The following is a 1,707-nucleotide window of genomic DNA, read 5'->3' on the forward strand; positions in this document are numbered from 1 at the left end:
AAGGGCAGTGGATTTTTTATTCGTTGAATGAAGCCAGTGCTATGTACGAAATGATCCTAAATATTCTGGCATTTATTCCAAGCCAGGACGAGCGGATCCAGGAATTAGAGCAACAAGGATTGCGAATCAGTTGCAAATAATGGAGGGAATTAAATGGTACAAGTTGTTTTAGCATCGGTGATTTTCCTCCTCACACTTGTATTGGTCATTTGGCAGCCACGGAATCTTTCGATCGGGTGGTCAGCTATCGGCGGTGCAATTCTTGCCTTATTGGTGGGAGTCGTGGATTTTCAAGATGTATGGGATGTAGTAGGAATTGTATGGAACGCCACACTGGCCTTTATCGCCATTATCATCATCTCGTTGATTTTGGATGAAATCGGATTTTTCGAGTGGGCGGCTTTACATATGGCGCGAATCGCCAAAGGAAATGGGTTGCGCATGTTTGTCTTCGTCAGCATTCTCGGTGCGTTTGTCGCCGCTTTGTTTGCGAATGATGGAGCGGCGCTGATTTTAACCCCGATTGTTCTGGCCATGGTCCGGAACTTGAACTTCTCGGAAAAGATGATTTTCCCGTTTATCATCGCCAGCGGATTTATTGCGGATACAACATCGCTGCCGCTAGTTGTCAGTAACTTAGTAAACATCGTTTCGGCCGACTTTTTCGGCATCGGTTTCGTGGAGTATGCTTCCCGGATGGTGGTTCCGAATCTTTTTGCCTTGGTATCCAGTATTTTGGTGCTGTACTTGTTTTTCCGCAAAGATATCCCGAAAAACTACGATGTTACGAACTTGAAGAAACCGGTTGAGGCCATCAAGGACCACAAGATGTTCCGTCTTTCCTGGGTGGTTCTGGCCGTCTTGCTCATCGGTTATTTCTCAAGTGAATTTATCGGCTTGCCGGTTTCCATTGTCGCCGGCATTATCGCCATCTTCTTCTTGCTGATGGCACAGAAGAGCCCGGCTGTCCGTACACGAATCATTTTACGCGGAGCCCCTTGGGCAATCGTCTTCTTCTCACTCGGCATGTACGTCGTGGTCTACGGACTCCGGAATGTCGGGTTGACCAGTATTTTGGCGGATGTCATTCAGACCGCTGCCGATCAAGGTTTGTTTGTGGCCACGATGTCGATGGGCTTTATCGCAGCCATCCTGTCATCAATCATGAACAACATGCCGACCGTGATGATCAATGCCTTGGCGATTTCCGAGACACAGACAAGCGGCACAATCCGCGAAGCCTTGATTTATGCAAACATCATCGGGTCGGATTTAGGTCCGAAAATCACGCCGATCGGTTCACTCGCGACCTTGTTGTGGCTTCACGTGTTGTCGGTAAAAGGTGTGAAAATTTCATGGGGAACGTATTTCAAGGTTGGCATCATCTTGACGATTCCGACACTGATTGCAACGCTCACCGGACTTTATTTATGGCTATTAATTCTCTAACACTATACGCAAAAGAAAAAGGAGTTTTCTCTTATGACGAAAAAAACATTGTACTTTCTATGCACGGGCAATTCATGCCGCAGCCAGATGGCAGAAGGCTGGGGAAAACAAATTCTTGGAGATGAGTGGCAAGTCTTGAGTGCCGGCATCGAAGCGCACGGATTGAACCCGAACGCCGTAAAAGCCATGAACGAAGTGGAGATCGACATTTCGGGCCAGACTTCTGACATGATCGACTTGGACATCTTGAACAATGCC

2 protein-coding genes are annotated in these 1,707 nt (G+C 47.4%); both read left to right on the plus strand.

The features are described 5' to 3' along the window. The first annotated feature begins 153 nt into the window (after positions 1-153). Positions 154-1,449 carry an arsenic transporter gene (locus tag J7I83_RS16225; RefSeq protein ID WP_215102439.1) on the plus strand — a complete coding sequence of 432 codons (1,296 nt, stop codon included), beginning with the start codon at positions 154-156 and terminating at the stop codon, positions 1,447-1,449. Positions 1,450-1,482: 33 nt separating this feature from the next. After that, positions 1,483-1,707: arsenate reductase/protein-tyrosine-phosphatase family protein (locus J7I83_RS16230; RefSeq protein WP_483313467.1), on the plus strand; the 225-nt coding region annotated here is incomplete at its 3' end.

The organism is Planococcus sp. ISL-110 (assembly GCF_018613575.1).
Classification (GTDB): domain Bacteria; phylum Bacillota; class Bacilli; order Bacillales_A; family Planococcaceae; genus Planococcus.

What these genes read in the sequence shown, in the direction of transcription:
- J7I83_RS16225 (WP_215102439.1), top strand. Translation starts at nt 154, where the DNA reads ATGGTACAAGTTGTTTTAGCATCGGTGATTTTCCTCCTCACACTTGTA.